The 4127-nt window shown below is 69.3% G+C and carries 3 protein-coding genes; all 3 read right to left on the bottom strand.

All coding sequences use genetic code 11. The annotated features are described in order from the left end of the window. Positions 1-712, bottom strand: a 712-nt coding sequence (locus FDZ70_07065; protein TLM74807.1) for an ABC transporter ATP-binding protein, incomplete at its 3' end; no start/stop codon positions are given. A gap of 26 nt (positions 713-738) precedes the next feature. Next, positions 739-2901: a hypothetical protein gene (locus FDZ70_07060; protein ID TLM74806.1), complete on the bottom strand. Its 2163-nt coding sequence runs from the start codon at positions 2899-2901 to the stop codon at positions 739-741. A gap of 50 nt (positions 2902-2951) precedes the next feature. Then, positions 2952-3647: a cytochrome c maturation protein CcmE gene (locus FDZ70_07055; protein TLM74805.1), complete on the bottom strand. Its 696-nt coding sequence runs from the start codon at positions 3645-3647 to the stop codon at positions 2952-2954. Positions 3648-4127 lie beyond the last annotated feature (480 nt).

The following is a 4127-nucleotide window of genomic DNA, read 5'->3' as shown; positions in this document are numbered from 1 at the left end:
TCCCCACGGTGCGCCGGTACAGCTCGGCGAACTCGGCCTCGTCGATGCCTTCGCGCGGCTCGAACAGCACGACCTTGCCGGCGGCCAGGATGAGCGCATGCGAGCACAGCTCGAGGCCCTTGGCGAGGTCGTGGCTGACCATCACGAACGTGTGGCGCTCGCGGATGCGCGCGATGAGCGAGTCGAAGACGTCCATCGCGTGCGGGTCGAGCCCCGAGTACGGCTCGTCGAGGAAGAGCACCTCGGGCCGGTGGAGCAGCGCGCGTGCGATCGACAGGCGCTGCAGCATGCCTCGCGAGAAGCTGCGCACGAGGTCGTGGCGGCGGTGGTCCAGCTCGACGTCGGCGAGGATCTCGCGCACGCGCGCCGGCGCGCCGTCGACGCCGTACATGTCCGCGAAGAACACCAGGTTCTCCTCGGCGGACAGGTCCGGGTAGAGCAGCGGGTTGTGGCTGATCAGCCCGATGCGCCCGCGCAGCGCGACCGCGTCCTCACGCACGTCGAGACCGAGCACGCTCGCCTCGCCCGACGACGCGGTCTGCAGCGTGGACAGCACGCGCAGCAGCGTCGTCTTGCCGGCCCCGTTCGGGCCGAAGATCGACAGGAAGGCACCGGGCGGCAACTCGAACGACACGGCGTCGAGCGCGCGGCGCAGGCCGAAGGCGCGGGTGAGCTCCCGCACCTCGATCGCCGCGCTCGCGACCTCAGTCACCTCCGGCGCCCCCTTCGAGGGTGCTCTCAGCGCCTCTTCTTCTTGCCGCCCGCGGCCGCAACGGCCGGCGCCGCGGCGAGCGCGCGCGCGCGACGGGGCCACGCCGCCAGCGCGCTGCCGATGATCGTGACGGCGAAGCCGCCCCACACGAACGAGATGAGCGGGAAGATCTTCACGTCCACCGCGACGAGGCCGTCCTGGACCGACTGCAGGGTGACGAACACGTCCTGGCCGATGCCGCGCATGATGTAGGCGTGCTTGCGGCCCTGGTTGCTGTCGCCGCCCGTGTCCTCGATGAACTGCTTCGGCAGGATCTGGCCGGGTGAGACCGTGCCCGCCGCCGCGCCGTTCTCCTTCATCGCGAGGTCGGCGTAGACCTGCAGGTCGCCGTTCGGCGCCACGACCTGGCGCGTCTTGGCGAGCGTGAACTCGTAGCGCCCGATCGCGATCTTCTCGCTGCCGCCGGTCGTGTAGTTCTGCGCGGCGGTCTCGACGAACATCGTCGAGCCGATGAGCCCGAGCAGGATGAGCCCGATGCCGAAGTGCGTGAGGTACCCGCCGGAGGTGGTGCGTGCCTTCGTGATGATCGACCAGAGCGCCGAGCCGAACGAGGTGCCGGACGCGGACGCCTTCTTCATCGCGCCGTCGATGAACAGGTACACCGGCAGGGCGATCGCCACCGCGGCGACCGCCAACCCGATGACCGCGAGCGGCCCGGCCTGCCAGAACGGCACGCTGCCAGTCACGTCGGCCTTCCAGACCGGGAGGAACTTCGCCACGTACAGGTAGAGGAAGCCGGCGAACAGCACGCCTCCGCCCGCGAGCGGCCAGCGAGCGCGCTCCCACAGCACGCGCCCCGACGTGTCCTTCCACGACAGGATCGGGCAGATCGTCATGAGCAGGATGTAGACGATGCCCACCGGCCGCGCGAGCAGGTCGTAGGTCTCGCGCCCGATGACGCGCCCGGCGGCCGGGAGCGGGAAGCCCTCGGGGATCGCCGAGGTGAGTGTCATGTATGCGACGAGCAGAGAACCCACGAGCATGATCACGTTGTTGAGTTCGTAGCTGTACTCCTTGGCGACCACGCCCTCGAAGCCCACCTCGCTCGCGAACGACTCGCGGCGCATGAAGAACAGCACGCCGGGGACGATGACCGCGGCGAGCACGAGCGCGCCGAGCACCCAGAACATGTACGGGTCACCGCCGAAGACGTGCACGGAGGCGCCCTCGGCGAGCGCGCCGGAGCGCGTGATGAACGTGCCAAGGATGACCAGGGCGAACGTGACCCCGGACATCAGGACCGACCAGCCCTTGAACGAGTCCCGCCTCCGGTACGCCGTGAAGCTGTGGAGCAAACCGACGCCGGTCAGCCACGGGAGCAGCGAGGCGTTCTCGACCGGGTCCCACGCCCAGTAGCCGCCGAACGCGAGTTCGTAGTACGCCCACACCGCACCGAGCCCGATGCCGACCCCCAGCATCAGCCACGAGAACACGGTGATGCGGTCGCACAGCTCGATCCAGCGCTTCGACGGGTCGTTGACGATCAGCGTCGCGACCGCATACGCGAACGGGATGGTCAGCCCCGCGTAGCCGATGAACAGCGTCGGCGGATGGATGACCATCGCCCAGGTCTGCAGCAGCGGGCTCATGAACTGGTCGGTGTAGTCGAACGCCATCTGCGTGGCCTTGTCGATGGCGGTCGTGCCCTCGATGATCGCGACCTTGAACGGGTTCGTCTTGTGGGTGAGCAGCAGGAAGTTGAACAGGAACAGCACCGCGTTGCTCACGGCGAGCGCGACGTTGGTGAGCCGGTCCGTGACCGCCATGCGCTTGTACGCGACCCATGCGTTGAACACCGAGATGAGCCACGCCCAGAAGAAGAACGACCCCTCCGGCCCGGCCCACACGCCCGACAGGCGGTAGAGCCAGCCCCAGCCGCCGACGACGTTCGGGTGGTTCTCGGCGACGTAGAGGAACGTGGGATCGTCGCGCAGGAACGCCGCGGCGAGCAGGATGATGCCGAGGGTGTACAGCGCGGCCACGGCGAGCGTCGCGAGGTAGCCGAAGTTGGTCGACTTCTCGCCCTCCTCGCGGCCGAGGCGGTCCCCCCACCACAGCGAGGCGATCGAGACGACCGTGCCTATGGCCGTCAGCCACAGGAGCACGCTACCGGTCTGGGCACCGAACATTCGCTTCAGGCTCCGTTCCTTGTCGGGGGTTCGTACCGGAGGACCGGCCGCTAGGGCGCGGCGGTCTTCGCGACGGTCACGCCGGTGGCCATGAACACGCCGTCACTGCCGAGCTGGCCGGCGGCCTCGACCTGGGCACCCTTCGTGAGCCCGGCCGTGCCTCCCGCGACGACCACGTCGAGCATGGTGCCACCGTCAGCCGTCGTTCCGAGCACGATACGCGCACCGTCGCCCGGGTCGACGACGTACGCGGTGATCCTGACCGTGTTGTTGGTGAGCGCGGCCTTCTGCGCCTGCAGCTCGGCGATCGTGAAGGGCTTCTGCGAGTCGTACTTCGACGGGCAGGTCGTCATCATCTCGACGGCCTCGAACTCGCCGGCGGCGTTCAGCTTGCCGGTGACCGTCGCGTTGGTCTTGTCGCCGAACCCGCTCGGCACGGCGCGGGCGTAGACGACCTTGAGCGTGGGCTCGGGCTTGTCGGCGTCCTTGATCTCGAAGCGCATGGGATTCGCCGAGCCGGCCCACGAGTCGCCGATGACGATGCCGTTGACCTTCACGCGCTCGCCCACATCCACCTTGCCGCCGGCCACGTCGGCGACGGTGAGCATCTGCTGCCCCGACCCCTGGAGGACGAGGTACGCCGAGACGCCGATGATCGCGATGGCCACCGCGACGACGATGAGTCTCACCCTGGCGCGCTTGTTCATGAGCCGAAGCACTCTCCTTCGCACGTGCGAGAGCGGCATCGGTGGCCTGGTGCCCGGCCGGCCTTCTTGAACGCAAGGCCGCGCCCCGGGCGTCGGGAACGCGCCGCATGCCTGCTCGCCTGAACGGGACGGATGGTACCACCACGGCGAGGGCGCGGACAACGCGCAGGCGCCGACGCGCAGGTGAGCAAGGACGGTGCCGCGCCGAAGCGGTGCGGCAGCTCAGCCCGCCGCGAGGTCGCGCTGGAGCCACAGCGCGTCCGGGCGGAACCCGACGGCGCTGAGCAGCTGCAGGTAGCGGCCAGCGATCAGCGGCCGGCGAGCCCCCTCGAGCGCCACCAGCGTCGCCTCGATGACGTTCGCCCCGAACGACCGGCCCTTCAGGCGCGGGGTCGTCGTGACGAGCAGCTCGACGCCGCGATCGCGCAGGAACATCACGTCGTCGGGGGTCGTCGTGTTGGTCACGACCCACTTGCCGGCCATGTCGGCCGGCATCCAGCGCACCACCTGGTCGAACTC

Source organism: Actinomycetota bacterium (genome assembly GCA_005774595.1).
Classification (GTDB): domain Bacteria; phylum Actinomycetota; class Coriobacteriia; order Anaerosomatales; family D1FN1-002; genus D1FN1-002.
Note: the sequence above shows the minus strand (reverse complement) of the source record. Positions and strands in the feature narration are given on the sequence as shown.

Excerpts from the sequence above, each read along its gene's own strand:
- FDZ70_07060 (TLM74806.1), bottom strand. The coding sequence starts at position 2,901 with ATGTTCGGTGCCCAGACCGGTAGCGTGCTCCTGTGGCTGACGGCCATA.
- FDZ70_07055 (TLM74805.1), bottom strand. The coding sequence starts at position 3,647 with ATGCCGCTCTCGCACGTGCGAAGGAGAGTGCTTCGGCTCATGAACAAG.